Raw genomic sequence first — 21,378 nt, 5'->3', positions numbered from 1 at the left:
CCACCTCCATAATGATGATTAATCTCATGATATATAGTATATAATTAGAAATATATCTTTTTACTTTAAAAAAGTATCAATATATTGAGGTTGATATCCATGACAATAAATATCCGATTGAAAGAAAATTTAGAAGAAATTATTCATTACCCAGATTCCTTATGGCAACATATCATGTTACATACTCAACTTGACCAAACGATTCTAGGTTATATCCCTTTGCATTGGCACAATGATTTACAGCTGATGGTGGTCACTTGTGGGACTATTCAAATTGAAATTGCTAATCAAACCGTTGTATTAAAAAAGGATCAAGCTTTGTTTATTAATACAAATGTAGTTCATAAAATAGAAGGGCTTGAAGCGGATACTTCCTTTTACTGTTGGAATATTGGTTTACCTGATGCGACAGACTATGTAAATTATAAATATGTAAATCAAATTATTAATACGCTTGATAAGCATCCTTATATGAAAATAAATGGTGTCAATGTAGAAGAAAAGATATTAATTGAAAAAATAAAAAATGTAGGAGAATTATTTGAAGCAAAAGATAAGCATTATCAACTTAATATATTAAGTGAGTATTATATTTGTTTGAAATATCTCGTCATGCTGATTGATCAAACTCATCATTCCAAACAATATTATTACTTTGATCAAAGAATAAAAGAGTGCATAAACTTTATTCAGAGGAATTACACATATAAAATAAAAATGCATGACTTATGTAAGATATCCTGCATTAGCAGTTCAGAGACGATTAAGCTCTTTAAAAGGTATGTAGGTATGACGCCTTTTCAATATTTATTGCATTATCGATTGGAAAAGGGCGCAAAGCAACTTAAATTAACTCATAATAATGTAACGGAAGTAGCTATGGATTGCGGTTTTTCTACAACGAGTTATTTCATACAGATGTTTAAAGATAAATACAAAGTTACACCTAAACAATTTCAATTATCACATTAATAAAAATGCGAATTCTGTTATCAATATACCTGATAACTGGAATTCGCATTTTTTGGTGTTTGATGGTAATTATTTTGAGTGTTATTCGAATCTACATTTTTGTAGTTAGAAGTTGTGAAAGAATGTGAATGAGATGAATCTGAATGACTTGATGTTGAACTTACGTCCTCATCACTATTTCTAGATGTGTTGTTGATACGAGAATGATCACTATCTAAAACTGAATTACTCATATCTTTACCTTGTAAACTACCGATAAGTATAAAAGCAAGATAACAACTACAAACAACTAGTATGATTGCAAGATAGACGCCAACAGCGAGTTTTACTGGTTTATCCATCCATATCCTCCTAAGGTCGTAGTAACTTTCATATTTAAGGTAACATGTGTTTTTTAAGCTAATGTAAATTCAAAGTAAAATTCTCATTACTTTACTAAAGATATGAAATGAATTAAAAAATTCTACAATATAAAAATAAAATTTATCATTTTTTCTAAAAAATGCATAGTGTATATGCAATAACTTTACATTTATTTACATTATCTTAATGTTGGGTTAAAAGATTTAAAACTGAGTCAACACGCACATGATAGTCTACTACTAGTTAGAGAATAAAAAAATTTGTAATGAATTATGATGAATTATATAGATTATATTGACTTTTGATTAATTTTTTATTTAGACTTTACTATGATGGAAACGTTTTAAATTTTTGTAAAAATTGTGAGTTAATTAATTTAAATTAGTGTTTATCATTTTCCATTAACAATTTAATATTACATAGAAAAGCGAGGTAAGACGGATTGATTCTCATTATAGTGTGTGTCCTGTTGATTCTATGGCTAGGAATTAAAGAAAAAAGACGTCATGCGAATCGACTAAAGAAAATCCCTTTACGAATTAATATCAATGGGATTCGTGGGAAATCTACAATCACTCGAATGGCTTACAGTGTGCTTCGAGAAGACCATTACAGAGTAATCGGTAAAACGACTGGAACAGATGCAAGAATGATGTACTGGTTCACACAGAAAGAATACGATGTAATTAGAAAACCTCAAGGTGCAAATATTGGTGAACAGCGTGATATTATTCGTAAGGTTGTAAAGCAAAAAGCAAACGCACTTGTTAATGAGTGTATGGCTGTTAACCCTGACTACCAAATTACATTCCAAAAAGATTTAGTAAAGGCAAACATTGGCGTTATTGTAAACGTGATGGAAGATCACATGGATGTATTGGGTCCAACTCTTAAAGATGTAGCTCAAGCCTTTACAGCAACTATTCCATATAATGGTAAATTAGTTGTAATGAAAGATGAATATACTGATTTCTTCGCGAAAGAAGCTAAAAAGCGAAATTCGGAAATCATCGTTGTAGATAAAGACGAAATACCTGAATCATACTTAAGAAAATTTGACTACTTAGTCTTCCCGGATAATGTTGCCATTGTCTTAGGTATAGCAGAGGCTGTTGGTGTAGATTATGAAACAGCACTTCAAGGTATGTTAAATGCCCCAGCCGATCCAGGTGCGGTGCGTATTAAATATTTCCATGCAAATAACACGCAAAATGTCTTTGTTAATGCTTTTGCTGCAAATGAACCAAAATCTACAAAGGCAATTTTGAATAAAGTTGAATCATATAATTATCCATACAAAAAGAAAATTATCATTTTAAATTGTCGTTCAGATAGAATTGATAGAACACAATTATTCGTTGAAAATTTCTTAGAAGATGTTGATTATGATGTTTTAATTTGTACTGGTAAGAGTACGCAAATGGTTTCAAACCTAATGCAAAAAATGCCAGATAAGAAATATTTAAATTACGAAGGGCAAGAATTCTCTGAAATTGAAAAAGGAATTATGCATGAGTCAGAAAATGCACTTGTCTTTTGTGTAGGAAACATCCACGGCCCGGGTGGAAGAATAGCGGAATTCATAGAAGGGATAGAATAAAAAAATGATAGGTTCAGAGTTATATTTCTCCTTATTCGTAGGTGTTATTCTCAGTTTAATATTTGCTGAGAAATTCGGGATCAACCCGGCAGGACTTGTTGTTCCTGGTTACTTAGCTTTAATTTTTGATCAACCCATAATGTTATTATCAGTATTGATTATTAGTTGTTTAACTTACTTTATTGTTAATAACGGTATTAGTAAATGGGTGATTTTATATGGTAGAAGAAAATTCGCTGCTATGATTTTAACTGGTATGGTACTCAAGTTTATATTTGACTTAATTTATCCTCTCACGCCATTTGAGATGGTTGAAGTTTCAGGTATTGGTGTTGTCATTCCAGGAATCATTGCAAATACGGTTCAAAAGCAAGGTGTCGTAATTACATTATCAACTACAATGTTATTAACTTGTATTACTTATGTCATCTTGTTCTTATATAGCTTTATCAACTAATCACGAACAAGGAGCGCGTATTAATGAAAAAGAAAAAACGATTATCGCCCAGTGAGTGGTTACTTAAACAGTCTAAAAGACATAAAAGAAGAAACACGCTTTACACGGCGATTGTCCTTTTATTAGCTTTAATTCTATTAGTATTTGCGATCAGAGCAATACATGTCGATCCTGTCAAAAGTGATGCTAAAAGTGGAAATAGCCTTCGATTTACATACTTAGGCAACATTACTTTAAATAAACACATTCGCCAAAATAATTTGAATGATGTATTTGCAGGAATTCAAGACACGTTAAAGAATAGTGATTTTTCTTCGGCTTCTTTATTGGTTAATGAATTTTCAAAAAATCAAAAAGATGATCTTAATAAAAACATAGAAAATATCATGTTCTTACGTAAACAAAATATTAAAAGTGTAAATCTCATCAACAAGTCTATTGATAATATTCAAGCGACAGAGTTAATGAGAAAAGTTGAATCTCAAGCAGGTTATAACTTTTTAACAGGAAATGGTTCAAATCCTATAAATAGTAAAACTGTTCAACAAGAAATTAAAGGTAAGAAAGTCGCAAATGTATCATTTACAGATGTTGAATCAAATTATACTAAACCTTTAAAAAATACGACTTCAATCAGTTTAGATCCGAAGATTTTTTATCCACTTATTAAGAAGTTAAAAGAAAACAATGATTACGTAGTAGTTAATGTTGACTGGGGTATTCCTAATGAAAGAAATGTAACTGATAGACAAAAAGAATATGCGCACGCATTATCAGATGCAGGTGCTGACATTATTGTTGGTCATAATTCAGTTGTACAGAAAATAGAAAAATATAAAAATACACCTATTTTCTATAGTTTAGGTAATACAACTTCAGATGACTTCTTATCGAAAAATCAAAAAGGCATGGTCGTACAACAAGATTGGAACGGAAAACATAATAAATTCCATATCACACCAATTCAGTCAAAAGACGGTAAAATCTCTAAAGATGATATGAATAAATTGGATCATGTAAGATTCCATAACAATATCAAAGATAAAACAGTTAATTTAAAATCAGATAATAGTGGAGGTTATACTTTTGAATATTAAAAAACATTGGTTGCCAATCGTCGTTGTCATCTTAGTTATTGTCATTTTCTTATTAGTGACATTTGCCAAAGCAAATGAAGGTTTAGATCATTATGAACAAAATGAATTGAAAAATGGAGAACAGCAATATCTTTCAAAAGGGGCAAGCTAAATATGAATATATATAATAAAGTGACCTTGAGTGTCATTTTAGTTATAACAATTGTGATTTCGTTCCTCTTTTATTTCTTAACAACAGAGAAGAAAGTGGACAAAGACACGTTATATGAAAATAAGATAGCGAACCATAAACAATCTGGTAACCAAAAAAATTATGGTGTTGCCTCTAATAATGCAATTGCAACTAAAGTAGGTAATAAAATAATTGAGGATGGCGGTAATGCAACAGATGCAGCTGAAGGTGTTGCTTATGCTCTAGCTGTAACTGAACCTCATTCGTCTGGTTTAGGCGGTGGGGGCGCAACGCTAACGTACAATGGTAAAGATGGAGAAGTCCCTAAAATGTATGAATATAAGACAATGTCTTCATACAATTATAAACAAGGCGACAAAATCGGTGTACCTGGCTTCGTTAGAGGTATGCATGATATGCATGAAAAAGAAGGTAAAATGGATGAGAAGAAAATCTTTAACTACGTCATTCCTTTAGCAGAAGATGGCTTCGAAGTAGATTCAGAACTTGAACGTAGTTTGAAAATTTACGGCTCTAAGATTGACCGTAATTCACCTTTCTTCAAAGGAAGTAAAACAGTACGTGAAGGTGACGTTGTTAAGCAAAGTAAACTTGCTGACACGTTAAAGAAAATCCGTGATAAAGGCCCAGATTACTTCTACAAAGACGTAGGTAAAAGTATTTCTAAACAGTTAAAAAATAAATTGACTGAAAAGGACTTCACAACCTTCAAAACTGAATCAAAAGAACCAGTAAGCACAACTTATAAAAATAACAAAATTTATTCAGCTTCTAACCCATTAGGTGGTACGCTAACTTTACAAGGTTTAAAAGTTGATGAACAAGAAAACCAAAATAATGCTGACCGTACTAGCTTTATTACTGCGATGATTAAATCACGTGATTTAATGTACCAAAACCGTGATATCGTTAATGGTTCAGAAGCAAGTAACGACCAACAATTATCGGATGATTACTTACTTGGTCAATTAAATAAAGTTAATGTTGGAAGCAACACAGAAAATGGTAGTGACTTTAACCAAATAAGAACTGATAATACAAGTACAACGCACTTTGTAGTTATTGATAAAGATGGTAAATTAGCAAGCACGACTAATACACTTTCAAGTTACTTTGGATCTGGTGATTTCATGAAAGAAGGATTCTATATGAACAACTCATTAGGAGACTTCTCTAAAGAATCAACGAGTCCTAACTATGGGGAACCTCATAAAGCACCAAGATCATTCATTTCACCATCAGTAGTGGTAGGTCCTAACTTCTACATGGGTATTGGTACTCCTGGAGGTAACAAAATTCCTACTATCTTAGATGAGGTTATCGTAGATTATTTAAATGGTAACGGTACGTTGCAAGAATCTGTTGATAAACCACGTTTTTATAATGATGGTGGTACAGTTTATTATGAAAATGCTACAAGCGATGAAGATATTAACATCTTCAAAAGTTTAGGTTATGGCGTTCAAGAAAAACGTAATGACCCTAACTTCGGTAGTGTTCAAGGTGCCGTGTATGATAAAAATAAAAAATCAGTAGACGTCGGTTCAGATGTTGGTAACCGTTAAAAATTAAATACAAATAATAGTACACCTTCAAAGTTGAAATCATATCACTTTGAAGGTGTTTTTATGTATTTAGTGGAATCATGTGATTAAAATATTTAATTTTAAAATGACTGATTTATGATTGCAATATTAATTTTCCCTCACGGTAAAAAAATTTATGCATATCCGACAGTTTTATGACATTGGGTGTAAGCGTATACAGGTCAATTCATAAATAGTATGATGATTGAGTAAAAGTTTTACATATAATTTAAGACTTCGAGGTGGCTTATGGATATTATAGCTTTATTAATAGGATTAGGACCGTTATTAGGTTGGGGATTGTTCCCAACGATTGCATCTAAATTTGGTGGACGACCTGTGAACCAAATCTTTGGTGCAACAGTCGGGACATTAATCTTTGCAATTATATTAGCCGTGGTAAAAGGTATTGGAATACCCGGAGGTATGGCACTCATATTTTCAATTATTTCAGGTGCCGGATGGGCATTTGGTCAAATTATTACATTTAAAGCGTTTGGGTTAGTAGGATCATCTAGAGCTATGCCTATTACAACAGCTTTTCAATTATTAGGTGCTTCGTTATGGGGCGTATTCGCTTTAGGTAACTGGCCTGGTATAGCAAACAAAATGATTGGATTCGTAGCACTCATAGTAATTTTAGTTGGTGCACGAATGACAGTTTGGTCAGAGAAAAGTGAACAAGAGTATAGTCAAAATCTTAGAAAAGCAGTGGTTTTATTACTTATTGGTGAAATTGGATATTGGGTTTATTCAGCTGCTCCACAAGCTACAGATATAGGTGGATTAAAAGCATTTTTACCACAAGCTATTGGTATGGTAATTGTAGCAGTCATCTATGCTCTAATGAATATGAACAAAGGGAATGTCTTTAAAGAAGCAGTCAGTTGGAAACAAATTATTTCTGGTTTCTTCTTCGCCTTTGCCGCGTTAACATATTTAATTTCAGCCCAACCCAATATGAATGGACTAGCTACTGGTTTCGTTCTTTCCCAAACTTCAGTCGTTTTAGCAACTTTAACAGGTATTTTCTTTTTAAATCAGAAGAAAACGCCAAAAGAATTAATGATTACTATTGTCGGATTGGTTTTAATTCTTATAGCTGCTTCCGTAACTGTATTTATTAAATAACTTAGTGAGGGATTGATATTTATGAAAAAGACAGCAGTATTAAATAGTCATGTTTCACAAGCTATCTCAACTTTAGGACATTATGATTTAATTACCATCAACGACGCAGGAATGCCTATACCTAATGATGAAAGACGTATTGATTTAGCAGTAACAAAAGGCTTACCAAGTTTTATAGATGTACTTGAAAATGTTTTAACAGAAGTGGAGATTCAAAAAATTTACTTAGCAGAAGAGATAAAAACAAATAATTCAACTCAGCTTAAAGTAATTAAACACTTAATCGAGGAACATGTAGAGATTGAATTTATTTCTCATAGTAAAATGAAAGAGATGCTTCAATCACCACATAATAAAGGGAACATTAGAACAGGAGAGACCACACCATTCTCTAATATCGTATTAGAATCTAATGTCACTTTTTGATAGAAAGCACGATTGAAGAATTATATATCTAAAAAGGGGGCTATTTCAATGAGTAGAAACAAGGTAGTTATAGTAGGTTCAACCAATGTTGATAAATTGATTAACGTGACGCGTTTTCCTAAACCAGGAGAGACATTACACATTGATCAAGCGCAACGAGAATTTGGTGGAGGAAAGGGTGCTAATCAAGCGATTGCAGCTGGTCGTCTAGAAGCTGAAACAACTTTTGTTACTAAAGTAGGTAAAGAAGGGAATGCCGATTTTATCATCGAAGATTTCAAAGAGGCGTCTATTAATACGGAATATATTTTAACCGCTGATAATGAAGAAACAGGACAAGCTTTCATAACAGTATCAGAAGACGGTCAGAATACAATTTTAGTATATGGTGGAGCAAATATGACTTTAAGTGCTAAAGATGTCATGGCAGCAGAACAACCAATTACTGAAGCGGACTTTGTTGTAGCACAATTAGAAGTACCAATTGAAGCTATAGAACAAGCCTTTAAAATTGCTAAAGCAAATGGTGTAACAACTGTACTCAATCCTGCCCCTGCGATTGATTTACCTAAATCTTTATTAGCATTAACAGATATTATTATTCCTAATGAAACTGAAGCTGAACTACTATCAGGTATCTCTATCACTAATCAAGATAACATGCAAGAAACCGTAGAATATTTCTTCAAATTAGGAATTTCAACAGTACTTATTACGCTTGGGGAACAAGGTACGTATTATGCAACTGAGAATGAATCCAACATTGTTCCAGCTTATAAAGTAGAAGCTATTGATACTACTGCTGCAGGTGATACATTTATTGGAGCTTTTGTGAGTCAATTAAACAAAGATTTGAGTAATTTGGAACAAGCTATCCAATTCGCTAACCAAGCATCATCTATAACTGTTCAACGACAAGGAGCTCAAGCTGCTATTCCTACTAGAGATGAAGTAATCAATGTCTACAAATAATTAGTGAAAGGTATTTCATTACGTATTAATAATTAAAAAAATGCTCTAAGAAGTTGTGTTAAAACAATCATCTTAGAGCTAATATTTTTTCTAAAATACTATTAACTCTAAACTTTAAGTTTTAATATAGTATGTAAGCATATATGATATAAATATACAGAGATAACTTAATACATATTTGACATAAACGAAGGGTGATCAAAAGATGGAAGCAGTTGTTTTAGGTATTGATTTAGGAACGAGCGCAATTAAAATTATCGCAGTCAATCGCCAAGGCGAAGTATTGGAGACTGTAAGTGAACCATTGAAATTATTTCAAGAGCAACCTGGATATAGTGAACAAGACCCTAATGAATGGTTTCAAGCTACTAAGCGTGGCGTTAAGCGCATCATCTCTTCAAATGCTTTAAAGAATAAAGCTGTGAAAGGTCTTTCGTTCTCAGGACAGATGCACGGTCTAGTCGTCTTAAATAAAGAAGGACAGCCCTTACGCAATGCAATACTCTGGAATGATACTAGAAATTCGGAACAGTGTCGTCAAATTAAAGAAGTGTATGGTGAGAGACTCAACTATAATCCAATATTAGAAGGATTTACATTGCCTAAAATGTTATGGGTTCAACAACATGAGCCTGAAATTTGGGAACAAGTGAATGTATTTATGTTGCCTAAAGATTATTTACGATATTGTCTAACGAATCAAATTAATATGGAATATAGTGATGCGGCTAGCACATTATTATTAAATCCTAAAACAAATTTATGGACAAAAGATGTGGGCTCAATTTTCAATATCCCTGATATTTATCCATCATTAGTCAATTCACATGAATGTGTTGGGTACGTTAGCGAATTACTGGCAGATGAACTAGGTTTAAAGCATCAGGTTGCTGTATTTGCCGGAGGTGGGGATAATGCCTGCGGAGCTATAGGAGCTGGCGTTATTAATGATAAGGAAGCATTATGTAGTATCGGAACATCTGGCGTAGTATTAAACGTTGAACATAATCATGTTACAGAGTATGATCAGAATTTACATTTTTTCAATCACAGTATTCCTAATACGTATTATGCGATGGGAGTTACATTAGCTGCAGGTTATAGTTTGAATTGGTTGAAGACCACATTCTTTGAAAATGACTCCTTCGCCAAAATTTTAGATTCTGCTGAAAGTGCCAAACTAGGAGCAAATGGCTTATTATTTGCTCCTTACTTAGCTGGTGAACGCACGCCACATGGGGATGCTTACATTAGAGGTAGCTTTATTGGTATTAGTGGACAACACAAAAAAGCAGATTTTGCACGTGCAGTTATAGAAGGTATTACTTATTCTTTATATGATTCAATCAAAATAATGCGAGAAGCAGGACACGAAATCAATTCAATTACTTCAATTGGTGGAGGGGCTAAAAGTAAGTTCTGGCTACAACTTCAAGCAGATGTTTTTAATATGAAAGTGAAAAAATTAAAACATGAAGAAGGTCCAAGTATGGGAGCAGCTATGCTTGCAGCATACGGACTAGGTTGGTTTGAAAGTGTAGCTGATTGTGTTGAGACATTTATTAAAGTTGAAGAAGTTTTTAAACCTAATGCCGAAAACCATAAACGATACGAACAATTCCATAATGTTTATCAACGAGTTTATAAGCAAACGAAAGAACTAACAAAGGAACTGCTAGCGATTACAAAGTAAAGTACGAACTCTCGGACAATTCATGTGCGAGAGTTTTTTTATATTGATAACTCTAAATGCAAAACCTAGACTTTATATAGAAATTTATTGAAAAAAGTGAATTATTGAAAAGATGGGAAACAATAATTGATTTTTAGTTTGAGCGACAAAAAAGAAAAATTATTTTCAAGGAAATGAATATTGACATTAAACTAAATAGAACGTTTAATAAAATTATATTTTAACAATTAATATATAAGCACAATTAAAAATAAGACACCGAGAGGATGATAATATGTTAATTTTGAAACAAGAATTGTGTGAGTTTCTAGGCCGTATGTCGCCACGAACGTTTGCGTATATGAATGAACTCGACTATCCTAATTTATTACTTGAACTTGAACGTCAAGATATTACACTACCCACTACATACCAACTTCAAAGGTCAATTCAATTCCCTCAATATCAACCACCTTCGCATCAAGTAAATAATCAGTTTATCAATCTAAGAGATGAAGCTGAAAGTGATATTAATGATGAAAAGTTACGTTTTTTACAATTCTATCCTGTCAACCAGCACAGTGAAATGTTGAGTGCATACTCTAGAATGACCCAATTAAAAATCAAAACAACTGTTAAACCACTTAAATTATCATTCCCATTAGATCCAGATACATTAACTGATAAACTCAACCTTCCACCTGCTCATGAAAATCGCGACATTCCTTTACTCCTATATATGCTTCAAAAACTACTTTCAGAACTCAAAAAATGCAATTTAAAATTCTCTATTCAAGATAATATTATAGAAATCATCTATCCCAGTCATATTGTTAAAGTCTTCATTAATTTATATAAAAACAATCAAAGCATCTATCCTCTACAAATATTTGTTAGTGCTTACTGTAGGTACGCACCATTTATTGAGCAAATGGAATCAATATCTATGTCTACATCTAAAGAAGTGTTAACAAATGTAGACAAACTTTTCTTACTTATACTTGAATTACCAGAAAGACTTACAAGACAAGAATTTTCATTGAGTCAAAAGAATTATGACTTAGCTGAAAAATTATTTTTCATTAAAGGGTAACTTTTACTTATTGAAAAGATATAGAGGTAGAAGTCCGCCTAATTAATTAAACTGATATAGGTAAGAGTAGAAAATGATAAAATTCACCCGTGAATCTGAAAATAGGTTTAAGGGTAAAAATACAATTTTAAATTAAACATTCATATTTAAGGGCTGGTTGCACTAGAAATTTGCAATAAGCCCTTAAAAATTGTGAGCAATTTGTTACATTTTGAGATAATAAGCGTTAGAATATATAAGTCGCCTAAATGATATGTACTAGTTATCTTGTACATCATATGAAGACGATTTTGAGGTAAGGGTAAATTAATGTTGATGATAGCGTTTACATTTGTCAGGGTTAAGTGTAAAATGTTTCAAATAAAATCAAAATAACAAAATAATTTCTCTTTTCTACTTTTTGCAACAATAAAAATATAAATTAGTGAATTATTTCACAATATCTACTAATTTATTTGTTGTAAATTATTGAAATCGCTTTCTTAAGGGTGTACGATAGCTATGGCCTAAAAAAACAGAAAGAAGGTTATGGGGAAATGAATATAATCTTAGGAGTAGGGACACTAGTAATTGTACTTATCATCATGACGCTGTTCTTAAACTTTGCGCCATATGGTAAACAAGGTTTACAAGCTTTATCAGGGGCAGCTTGTGCCACATACTTACCACAAGCATTCTTAAGTTATGCTATCGGTGGCGTGTTCCACATTAAATTTTTTCAAGAAATTGGTGACTTAGCAGGGAGTTTAAGCGGAATTGCAGTTGGTATTTTAACATGTTTAAACTTGGGTGTATCTCCAGTTTTTGCTGTTATCGTTGGTTTAGTTTTACATGACTCAAAATTATTGCCAGCATTTATAGCAGCATATATTATTGCTTTTGGGATTAAATTGATAGAGAAAAAAGTTCCAGAAGGACTAGATTTAATTGTTGTAATTTTATTGGCTCCAGCAATTACATTTGGTTTAGCAAATTTAATTTCACCAGGGGTTATCGCTGTACTTAAACAAATTGGTTCAGCTATCTCATCTGTAGGTAATGATAATCCTTATGCTTTAGCAGTTATATTAGGACTAGTTATACCTGTAACAGGCATGACGCCTTTAAGTTCAATGGTCTTAACAAGCTTATTAGGGCTTACAGGTATTCCAATGGCAATCGGTGCATTAACATGTACTGGTGCTTCATTCGTTAACGCAGTACTATTCAGTAGACTGCATATTGGTAAGAAAACCAATGCGTTCGCAGTATTTATCGAACCATTGACACAAATAGATTTAATTGCAAAATATCCACTACAACTTTATGGTACGAATGCCATCATCGGTGTTGTAAATGCTTGTATCGTTACATTCAGTGGACTAGTAATCAATGTAAAAGGTATGGCTACACCGATCGCAGGTGCGATTGTATTATTTGGATTTAATAATGCAGTGACTTCTATCATAACTATCATCACAGTGGGTATAGTAAGTGTAGTACTAGCATTCGTTATGAGTTCAATTATCAAGAAATTTAACTTAATGAATATTAGTTTCAAATTACCAGGGAAAAAGAATCGAGTTAAGGAGAGTGTTTAATAATGGCTAAAAGCTATGATTACCAAAGTGCTTTTGACATTATTGGACCAGTTATGATGGGACCATCAAGTTCTCATACTGCTGGTGCAGTTAAAATAGGTAACTCAGCACGTGCTGTTTTAGGAGACATGCCTAAAACTTTAGAGATTCATTATTATGAATCTTTTGCTAAGACGCACCAAGGACATGGTACAGACGTAGCTGTAGTTGGTGGTGCTATGGGCTATAGCACCTTCGATAGCCGAATTAAATCAGCATTAGATATAGCTAAGGATGAAAATATCGATGTTGATATCATCGAAGAAGATGGAGAAAGTATCGGTCAACATCCTAACTGTGCTTATATTAAGGCGAACTCTGAAAGTGGACGTCACATTGAAGTCATTGGTATTTCAATTGGTGGCGGTACAATTAAACTTAAAGGCATTAACGTCAATGGCTTAGAAGTTGAAATTAACAATGGGCTTCCAATGTTAGAAATAGACGGCGAAATGGATAAAGCTCAGGTGAATCACTTAATCAACGACATGACAGATATGGAAATTGATTTTGGTGATGAAACTGTCAAGACGAGCGACAATAATGGTCTAGTTGTATTACCTTTAAATAAAGCAATCTCAGAATCAACATTAAACAAAATTAGAGAAAAATACAGTGACTTAAACGTTTCCTATATCAATTAGAGGGGGATTATAAATGTTTGATTCAATTAGAGAGACAATAGATTATTCTGTTGAACATGACATTTCCTTCGCTGATATCTTGATCAACGAAGAAATGGAAAAAGAAGGTATATCACGCGACGAAGTACGTGAACGTATGAAACAAAATCTTGAAGTGATGCGTGATGCAGTAGAAAAAGGTACTACTGGAGATGGTGTAGAAAGTGTTACAGGTTATACAGGCCATGATGCGGCAAAACTTCGTGATTACAACGAAAACAATCATGCTTTATCAGGGAAAGAAATGATTGAAGCCGTTAAAGGCGCAGTTGCAACAAACGAAGTGAATGCAGCAATGGGTATCATCTGTGCTACACCTACAGCTGGTTCCTCGGGAACTATTCCCGGAGTTCTTTTCAAATTAGAGAAAACGCATGATTTAACTGAAGATCAAATGATAGATTTCCTATTTACTTCAGCATTATTTGGACGTGTAGTTGCAAACAACGCAAGTGTTGCTGGTGCTACAGGCGGTTGCCAAGCAGAAGTTGGTTCTGCGTCAGCAATGGCTGCGGCAGCTTCTGTAGCTATCTTTAACGGTACGCCAGAGCAATCTGGTCATGCGATGGCACTTGCGATAAGTAACTTATTAGGTTTAGTTTGTGACCCTGTAGCAGGACTCGTTGAAATTCCTTGTGTAATGAGAAATGCTATTGGTTCAGGTAACGCATTAATTTCAGCAGACCTTGCATTAGCTGGCGTTGAAAGTCGTATTCCAGTTGATGAAGTTATCGGTGCGATGGACAGAGTTGGTCGTAATTTACCTGCATCTCTTCGTGAAACAGGTTTAGGTGGTCTAGCTGGTACACCAACTGGTGAAGAAATTAAACGTAAAATTTTCGGTGAAGCTGAAAATATGGTAAATAATAAATAACTTATAAATATAATGATTAAGCACTTTAGTTTTGTGTATAGCAAGACTAAAGTGCTTTTTTCTAAGGTTATAAAGATTAACTGTTTTAGTAAGTACATAGTTGAATGATTAAAAAGGAAACCAATAGACTATGGTCTATTGCATTAAGAACACCGTCGAATTAGAATTCGCATATTAGATGAACACAATAGTCAAGAAACTATTATGTAAGAAGCACTAAAGAATTATTACTATCATAAGTGCTTCTTTAATATTGCAAAATGTGGGTCCCCAATCTAAAATAGCTTAAAAGGGGTTGATGCAATGCTAAGATTATTCCTTATCTTTCTAGCATTCATCATTAACACAACGATAACTTATTTATGGACTACAGAGGGGACATGGGTCAACTTATTATTTAAATCATTATCATTAAGTATGATTCTCGTTTTTATGTTCTACTATATTCGTTTTGTTATTGAAAATAAAAGCAAAGAATGAAATTTAACCAAAGACATTCCTTAGTTAAATTTCATTCTTTTTTATTGATGTAAATCAAGCTGATAAAATGCTAAATCGAGCCATCTTTCAAATTTATATCCTACATTTTTAATTGTTCCAGCGTGAGTGAAATTAAATTTTTTATGTAGCTCAATACTTCCTACATTAGAAGCATCTATCCCCGCTACAATTGTTCGATAATTTTTGGCCTTTGCGTCTTGAATGAGTGTTTCTAATAACTTTGAAGCTATACCTTGACCACGATAGTCGGGATCAACATAAATCGAATGTTCAATAGAATAAAGATAGGCTGGCCAATTTCTAAAAGAGCCATATGTTGCATAACCTACAACATGATGGTCTTTAACATATACCCATATAGGTTCTTCGGCTATTGATTTTGTTTCAAACCACTGTAGTCGTTCTTCTAATTCCTTGGGATCATATGTATATACTGCAGTAGTATTAATTATGGCGTCATTATAAATTTCAAGAATATCTGGCAGGTCTTCTTTTCTAGCATGTCTAATCATTGGGCACCCCTCTTTTTACATTCCATTAAATACCTTTATTTCTAATAAATCAATTATTTGTTAAGTAATTTCACATGCGATATTTATAAAAAATTTTATAAGCTTCTTTTATATTAGTGTTGTCGTGTCAAAATAATGCTATACTTATCTCAAACTACGATAAATCTTTAAAAACATTTAAAGGAGTTACAGTAATGAAAAAATGGACGAGTCGATTAACGACGTTCATTGGTGTCTTATTAATATTATTAGCAATATATTTATTTGCAAAGCCACATATTGATAATTATCTTCATGAAAAAGATAACGACAATAAGATTGAGAAATATGACAACGATGAAAAAAAGGATACCTCGACGAAACAAAAGACACCTACAATTCCAAAGGATAAATCCAAAATGGCTGGTTATATTGAAGTACCAGATGCTGAAATTAAGGAGCCGGTTTATCCAGGGCCTGCGACACTAGAGCAACTTAATAGAGGTGTGAGTTTCGCTGAGGGAGATGAATCATTAGATCAACAAAATATTTCTATCGCTGGTCACACATTTACTGACCGTCCGCACTATCAATTTACTAATCTAAAAGCAGCTAAAAAAGGAAGTAAAGTATATTTTAAAGTAGGTAATCAAACACGTAAGTATAAAATGACAAAAATTCATGACGTTAATCCATCAGATGTTGAAGTTTTAGATGAACAAAAAGGTAAAAAAAATCAATTAACGTTGATTACTTGTGATGATTATAATGAGAAAACAGGTGTCTGGGAGAAACGAAAAATATTCATCGCAACACAAGTGAATTAAGAACAATCAGGTAGGAGTATATACAAGATACTTCTACCTTTTACTATAGTAATAAATCATAAAGTTTAATAGACATTTAACAAACATTCACATGAGTTAAGTATTTTTAAGTGATGAAATCAATTTCTAAATGTGAATATAGTTTCATAGACTTATCTTTAACTTCATTCCATTCACACACACAGATATAATGAGATTAAAGTTGGTCAATTAAAGGGGATATTAAAATGATACGCGCAATTGCAGTAGATATGGATGGCACTTTTTTAGATTCAAATAAACAATTTGATGAGGCACGGTTTGAAACAATTTTTAAGAAATTAAAGAAGCATAACATACAATTTATAGCTGCAAGTGGAAATCAATATGCGAAATTGAAGTCTATCTTTGGCGTTAGAGATATGTTCTTTATTTCTGAAAATGGGGCAGTCATATATAATGGGAATAAGCTGTACAACTATCGAAGTTTCAATAGACAAGATTTTCAAGACGTTGTTGATTATTTAAACATTGACCACAAGATGGATGAACTCATTATATGTGGTGTGAAAAGTGCGTATATTTTAAAAAGTACCCAAGCAACTTTTAAAGAGGACGCGCATTTTTATTATCATCAATTAGAAGAAATTGATTCACTACAACATTTACCTGAAGACGATTATGTTAAAATTGCTTTCAATATCAATCGAGATACTCATCCTCACTTGGATGATGAGTTAGAGAGAGCTTTTAAAGATACAATTAAGCTAGTCTCAAGTGGGCACGATAGTATAGATGTCATTATGCCTAATATGACAAAGGGTCAAGCATTAAGACGATTACTTACTGAATGGGGGATGTCGTCTACTGAATTAATGGCATTTGGAGATGCTAATAATGATAAAGATATGCTAGAACTCGCACAATATAGTTATGTTATGGAAAATAGTAACGACGCATCATTATTTGAATTAGCGAGTGGTGTGGCGCCATCTAATGATAAACAAGGTGTATTAACTATTATTGAAGAAGTAGTACTAAGTAACATCTGAGCATAAATAAAGGTGAGAAGAAGTGGATATACCCATTTTTCTCACCTTTTTAAATAGATTAGTTTAGACGTGTTTCACAAGTTCCAGTTTGAATTACTGATAACGCTGCATTTAAGCCGCCTTCAACTAAGTTTTGTACTGCTTCATCTGAGAAGAAAGCAATGTGAGGTGTTACTAAAATCTTTTCGTTTCTAATAAGCTCTAAAAGCGTTTGATCTTCGATCGTTTTGTTAGTCCAATCAAATGTAAAGTAGTCGGCTTCATTTTCATAAGTATCGATTGCAGCACCATATAATGTGCCATCGTTAACTGCATCAATAAGATCAGGCGTGTTAATAACAGCCCCACGAGCAGCGTTAACTAAAATAGCACCTTTCTTAACTTTCGCAAACATTTCTTTATCAAATAAGTGGAAGCTTTCTTTGTTTGCAGGTACGTGTAATGAAATGATGTCTGCATCTTTAATAGCTTCTTCAACAGAATCCTTATACTCTAAGAAGTCTAAAGAATGATTAGGATAAGCATCGTAACCAACAACCTTTGCACCAAATCCTGCGTAAATTTTAGCAGTGGCAGCTCCAATACGTCCTGTACCAATGATAGCGACTGTCATATTCTTAACTGGACGTGACATAATCGGTGCCGCCCAAGTAAAGTTGTGATCTTGTACGCGTCTTTCGATTGCAGGGAATCTTCGTACAAGTTGTAATGCGATAGAAACAGAATATTCTGCGATAGTCTCAGGTGAATAACTAGGAATGTTAGAAATAACAATACCATGTTTTTTAGCAAGATCTAAATCGTACATATCGAATCCCGCAGTACGTTGAGCGATTTGTTTGATGCCGTATGCTTCGAGTTTAGGGTAAACTTCATCTTCTAATTTACCGAATTGCATGGTAGTTACACCATCATAATCCTTAAGTTGGTCGACAGTATCTTTACTTAAAAGTTCAGTAGAAGTAGTTACTTCAATGTTATTCTTTTTACCCCAGTTTAATGCCATTTCTTTCTCATATTCGCGTGTACCGAAAAACATAATTCTTGTCATTAAAAAATAACCCCATTTCTAAAATGTAAAAAATCGTACTAAATAATAAGTTATAAGAATAAAAATAAATAAGTAAGACTAAAACTTACAAGCTCATTATATTGTGAAAGTTTTCACAAATCAAGTACGAAATGACCTTTGGAAAAGAAAAATGTGAAAAATCTCTCATTTTAAAATAAAAAATCCTCTTTTTTATGAAATTCATTTACTTTTATCGTGTACAAAAGTCATTTATACTTTTGATGTAATGAAAAAAGATATTGTTAACAATGTATTTTAGGAAGGATGAAACACTGGTATGAGTAATATGAATCAAACAATCATTGATGCGTTTAAATTTAGACACGCTACAAAACAATTTGATCCGTCTAAAAAAGTGAGTGATGAAGATTTTGAAACAATTTTAGAGGCAGGGAGATTATCTCCAAGTTCTCTAGGTTTGGAACCGTGGCATTTTGTTGTAGTCCAAAGTGAAACATTAAGAGATAAACTTAAACCATACAGTTGGGGTGCTCAGAAGCAGTTAGATACAGCGAGTCACTTTGTATTGATATTTGCACGTAAAAATGTAACTTCTCAATCTGAATACGTTCAAAACTTAATTCGTGGTGTTAAACAGTACGAAGAAAGCACAATTCCAGCAGTTAATGAAAAGTTTGATAATTTCCAAACCAATTTCCACATTAATGATAATGAACGTACATTGTATGATTGGGCTAGCAAACAAACCTATATTGCATTAGGTAATATGATGACGACTGCAGCACTCTTAGGCGTTGATTCATGCCCAATGGAAGGATTTGACTTAGATAAAGTGACTGAGATATTAGCTGAGGAAGGTATCCTAGATACTGAACATTTCGGTATTTCAGTAATGGTTGGTTTCGGTTATAGAGCTGAAGAACCTGCTCATGGTAAAGTTCGTCAAAATAAAGATGACGTCATTAGCTGGGTATAATAATTTAAAATATTCAAGAACAGATTCTATAATTTTAGATTATAGAGTCTGTTTTTTTGAAAATTTTTAAATTTTTCAGAAGTGAATAAGTCTTTATATATGCGGGTAATTCAAGACTAGGACTACTTTTTGAGTATGCTCATAAACACATTGTTTTGAATCATATAGAAAAGAAGGTAAAATAAAAGCTACAAAAGTAAACGTTTACATTTTTAAATATATTTAATTTAAGCAAGGTAGTTTCAACAATTCAAATATCACTATAAAGGATGGGTTAAAATGGCAAATATTAACGTAAGAGATTATATCGACGAAAGTTATGGCTTATTTATCAATAACGAATTCCAATCAAGTGGTAGTGGAGAAACATTAACAGTAACTAACCCAGCTAATGGCGAAGACTTAGCTAAAGTTGCAAGAGCTGGCAAAGAAGATGTCGATAAAGCAGTGCAAGCTGCACACGATGCTTTTGATAGCTGGAGTAAAATTTCAAAAGCTGAACGCGCTGATTACTTATTAGAAATTAGTCGTCGCATTCATGAAAAGGCTGAACATTTAGCTACAGTTGAATCATTACAAAATGGTAAACCATATCGTGAAACTTCTACAATTGATGTACCTCAGGCAGCAAATCAGTTTAAATATTTCGCAAGTGTTTTAACTACTGATGAAGGTACAGTCAATGAAATAGACGAAAACACTATGAGTTTAGTTGTCAATGAACCTGTAGGTGTTGTAGGTGCAGTGGTTGCATGGAACTTCCCAATTCTATTAGCTTCATGGAAATTAGGACCAGCATTAGCTGCAGGTAACACAGTGGTTATTCAACCATCTTCTTCAACACCTTTATCATTAATTGAACTTGCTAAAATTTTCCAAGAAGTTTTACCTAAAGGTGTAGTGAACGTTTTAACTGGTAAAGGTTCTGAATCAGGTGACGCTATCTTTAACCATGAAGGTGTAGATAAGTTATCATTCACTGGTTCAACAGATGTAGGTTACGGCGTAGCAAAAGCAGGAGCTGAACGCATTGTACCTACAACATTAGAACTTGGTGGTAAGAGTGCCAACATCATCTTTGATGACGCGAATTTAGAACAAGTTGTTGAAGGCGTTCAGTTAGGAATTCTATTTAACCAAGGTGAGGTTTGTAGTGCAGGTTCAAGATTGCTAGTACAATCTTCAATTTATGACGAATTATTACCTAAACTAAAAGAAGCTTTTGAAAATATCACAGTTGGCGATCCATTTGATGAAAACGTAAAAATGAGTGCGCAAACTGGTCCAGATCAATTAGAAAAAATTCAAAGTTACGTAAAAATTGCAGAAGATGATGATAAAGCTAATATCTTAACTGGTGGTCATCGTATTACAGACAATGGATTAGATAAAGGTTATTATTTCGAGCCGACTATTATTGAGTTAAAAGATAATAAACACAAATTAGCTCAAGAGGAAATCTTTGGTCCAGTTTTAGTAGTTGAAAAATTTGATGATGAACAACAAGCGATTGATATCGCGAATGACTCAGAATATGGTTTAGCTGGTGGTATTTTCACAACTAATATCAACCGTGCATTAAATGTTTCTAAAGCAATGAGAACTGGTCGTATTTGGATTAATACGTATAACCAAATTCCAGCAGGCGCACCATTCGGCGGCTATAAGAAATCTGGTATTGGTCGTGAAGTTTATAAAGACGCAATTAAAAACTATCAACAAGTTAAAAATATCTTTATTGATACAAGTAACCAACCAAATGGTATGTATTAATATAAATA

22 protein-coding genes are annotated in these 21,378 nt (G+C 33.0%); 19 read left to right on the top strand and 3 right to left on the bottom strand.

What is annotated here, in order from left to right; translation table 11 throughout:
- Positions 1–117 precede the first annotated feature (117 nt).
- Entirely contained in the window at positions 118–972 is an 855-nt protein-coding gene (locus MHI13_RS20180) for an AraC family transcriptional regulator (protein ID WP_241158830.1), read from the top strand.
- A 20-nt stretch (positions 973–992) separates the two neighbouring features.
- Here MHI13_RS20180 and MHI13_RS20175 read toward each other — a convergent pair whose 3' ends face one another.
- The gene (locus tag MHI13_RS20175) at positions 993–1,313 is read right to left on the bottom strand and encodes a hypothetical protein (protein WP_002469876.1); all 321 of its coding nucleotides are present in this window, start codon (positions 1,311–1,313) and stop codon (positions 993–995) included.
- Positions 1,314–1,777: 464 nt separating this feature from the next.
- Here MHI13_RS20175 and pgsB point away from each other — a divergent pair, with 464 nt between their 5' ends.
- The 14 genes from pgsB to MHI13_RS20105 all read left to right on the top strand — a co-directional run bounded on the left by pgsB (position 1,778) and on the right by MHI13_RS20105 (position 15,218).
- Positions 1,778–2,935 (top strand): poly-gamma-glutamate synthase PgsB, encoded by a 1,158-nt coding sequence (gene pgsB / locus MHI13_RS20170; protein ID WP_002432337.1) that lies wholly within the window; start codon positions 1,778–1,780, stop codon positions 2,933–2,935.
- Positions 2,936–2,939: 4 nt separating this feature from the next.
- A complete protein-coding gene (gene pgsC / locus MHI13_RS20165) occupies positions 2,940–3,392 on the top strand; it encodes a poly-gamma-glutamate biosynthesis protein PgsC (RefSeq protein ID WP_002432315.1) in 453 nt (150 codons plus the stop codon).
- Positions 3,393–3,415: 23 nt separating this feature from the next.
- On the top strand, positions 3,416–4,489 hold the full coding sequence (locus MHI13_RS20160) for a CapA family protein (protein ID WP_002432536.1): 1,074 nt from the start codon (positions 3,416–3,418) through the stop codon (positions 4,487–4,489).
- On the top strand, positions 4,479–4,640 hold the full coding sequence (locus MHI13_RS20155; protein WP_002432774.1) for a hypothetical protein: 162 nt from the start codon (positions 4,479–4,481) through the stop codon (positions 4,638–4,640). Before MHI13_RS20160 ends, MHI13_RS20155 begins: the two co-directional genes overlap by 11 nt.
- Before the next feature lie 2 nt (positions 4,641–4,642).
- Complete coding sequence (locus MHI13_RS20150; RefSeq protein ID WP_002432872.1) at positions 4,643–6,247, top strand: gamma-glutamyltransferase; 1,605 nt, start codon at positions 4,643–4,645, stop codon at positions 6,245–6,247.
- Positions 6,248–6,517: 270 nt separating this feature from the next.
- Positions 6,518–7,399: a ribose/proton symporter RbsU gene (gene rbsU, locus MHI13_RS20145; RefSeq protein ID WP_002432319.1), complete on the top strand. Its 882-nt coding sequence runs from the start codon at positions 6,518–6,520 to the stop codon at positions 7,397–7,399.
- A gap of 21 nt (positions 7,400–7,420) precedes the next feature.
- Complete coding sequence (gene rbsD / locus MHI13_RS20140; RefSeq protein ID WP_002432474.1) at positions 7,421–7,825, top strand: D-ribose pyranase; 405 nt, start codon at positions 7,421–7,423, stop codon at positions 7,823–7,825.
- A gap of 48 nt (positions 7,826–7,873) precedes the next feature.
- Entirely contained in the window at positions 7,874–8,797 is a 924-nt protein-coding gene (gene rbsK, locus MHI13_RS20135) for a ribokinase (RefSeq protein ID WP_064210158.1), read from the top strand.
- A gap of 205 nt (positions 8,798–9,002) precedes the next feature.
- Entirely contained in the window at positions 9,003–10,490 is a 1,488-nt protein-coding gene (xylB, locus tag MHI13_RS20130; RefSeq protein ID WP_002432858.1) for a xylulokinase, read from the top strand.
- A gap of 274 nt (positions 10,491–10,764) precedes the next feature.
- A complete protein-coding gene (locus tag MHI13_RS20125; RefSeq protein WP_002432798.1) occupies positions 10,765–11,562 on the top strand; it encodes a hypothetical protein in 798 nt (265 codons plus the stop codon).
- A gap of 536 nt (positions 11,563–12,098) precedes the next feature.
- Positions 12,099–13,142, top strand: coding sequence for a PTS sugar transporter subunit IIC (locus tag MHI13_RS20120; RefSeq protein WP_002432706.1), 1,044 nt, complete (start codon positions 12,099–12,101; stop codon positions 13,140–13,142).
- 2 nt (positions 13,143–13,144) lie between these two features.
- Positions 13,145–13,825, top strand: a complete 681-nt coding sequence (gene sdaAB, locus MHI13_RS20115) for an L-serine ammonia-lyase, iron-sulfur-dependent subunit beta (RefSeq protein WP_002432599.1) — start codon at positions 13,145–13,147, stop codon at positions 13,823–13,825.
- A 13-nt stretch (positions 13,826–13,838) separates the two neighbouring features.
- Positions 13,839–14,738 carry an L-serine ammonia-lyase, iron-sulfur-dependent, subunit alpha gene (gene sdaAA / locus MHI13_RS20110; RefSeq protein WP_064210159.1) on the top strand — a complete coding sequence of 300 codons (900 nt, stop codon included), beginning with the start codon at positions 13,839–13,841 and terminating at the stop codon, positions 14,736–14,738.
- A gap of 303 nt (positions 14,739–15,041) precedes the next feature.
- On the top strand, positions 15,042–15,218 hold the full coding sequence (locus tag MHI13_RS20105) for a hypothetical protein (RefSeq protein ID WP_002469888.1): 177 nt from the start codon (positions 15,042–15,044) through the stop codon (positions 15,216–15,218).
- A 41-nt stretch (positions 15,219–15,259) separates the two neighbouring features.
- Here the strand turns inward: MHI13_RS20105 and MHI13_RS20100 are convergent, their stop codons facing one another.
- Positions 15,260–15,751: a GNAT family N-acetyltransferase gene (locus MHI13_RS20100; RefSeq protein ID WP_002432796.1), complete on the bottom strand. Its 492-nt coding sequence runs from the start codon at positions 15,749–15,751 to the stop codon at positions 15,260–15,262.
- A gap of 194 nt (positions 15,752–15,945) precedes the next feature.
- On the opposite strand from MHI13_RS20100, the gene srtA reads away from it, so the two are divergent.
- Entirely contained in the window at positions 15,946–16,557 is a 612-nt protein-coding gene (gene srtA, locus MHI13_RS20095; RefSeq protein ID WP_002432701.1) for a class A sortase SrtA, read from the top strand.
- Positions 16,558–16,784: 227 nt separating this feature from the next.
- Positions 16,785–17,588, top strand: a complete 804-nt coding sequence (locus MHI13_RS20090; RefSeq protein WP_002432645.1) for a Cof-type HAD-IIB family hydrolase — start codon at positions 16,785–16,787, stop codon at positions 17,586–17,588.
- A 58-nt stretch (positions 17,589–17,646) separates the two neighbouring features.
- Here MHI13_RS20090 and MHI13_RS20085 read toward each other — a convergent pair whose 3' ends face one another.
- Positions 17,647–18,639: a D-lactate dehydrogenase gene (locus MHI13_RS20085; protein ID WP_002432762.1), complete on the bottom strand. Its 993-nt coding sequence runs from the start codon at positions 18,637–18,639 to the stop codon at positions 17,647–17,649.
- A gap of 298 nt (positions 18,640–18,937) precedes the next feature.
- Here MHI13_RS20085 and MHI13_RS20080 point away from each other — a divergent pair, with 298 nt between their 5' ends.
- Entirely contained in the window at positions 18,938–19,597 is a 660-nt protein-coding gene (locus MHI13_RS20080; RefSeq protein WP_002432692.1) for an NAD(P)H-dependent oxidoreductase, read from the top strand.
- Positions 19,598–19,876: 279 nt separating this feature from the next.
- The gene (locus MHI13_RS20075; RefSeq protein WP_002432802.1) at positions 19,877–21,370 is read left to right on the top strand and encodes an aldehyde dehydrogenase family protein; all 1,494 of its coding nucleotides are present in this window, start codon (positions 19,877–19,879) and stop codon (positions 21,368–21,370) included.
- Positions 21,371–21,378 lie beyond the last annotated feature (8 nt).

It is taken from the genome of Staphylococcus sp. FSL K6-0223, from assembly GCF_038008285.1.
The sequence above is the reverse complement of the archived record's forward strand: the minus strand, read 5'-3'. Positions and strand labels throughout refer to the sequence as shown.